Source organism: Chryseobacterium sp. SIMBA_028, assembly GCF_046535285.1.
Taxonomy (GTDB): domain Bacteria; phylum Bacteroidota; class Bacteroidia; order Flavobacteriales; family Weeksellaceae; genus Chryseobacterium.
Genome location: NZ_JAWRWZ010000764.1, coordinates 1 through 240, shown reverse-complemented (window position 1 = coordinate 240; position 240 = coordinate 1). Strand labels below are relative to the sequence as shown.

At 55.8% G+C, this 240-nt stretch carries 1 protein-coding gene; it reads left to right on the top strand.

Features of this window, described 5'->3' with window-relative positions:
• Nucleotides 1-190, top strand: a 190-nt coding sequence (locus SCA31_RS25305; protein ID WP_410699686.1) for a VapA/VapB family virulence-associated protein, incomplete at its 5' end; no start/stop codon positions are given.
• Nucleotides 191-240 lie beyond the last annotated feature (50 nt).

Here is a 240-nt window from a genome sequence, read left to right as displayed (position 1 = left end):
GTTCGGTACCGTATTTACGAAAGACATCGAACTGCTTTATGCCGACACCCGCAGCTTTCAGTTCAATGCCAGTCCGGTCATGTTGAACGTGAACTTCTTTGGCAAGGGCAGCAAATTCCTTGGCAATTTCATGTCAGGTGGCGTCAGCACCGTAGGCGGAACGGGGGGCGGAAGCGGTCACTGGAAGTAAGCGCATCAGCGCGTCCAATGCGCGCGTCCAATGCGCGCGGTTAAGGCGGA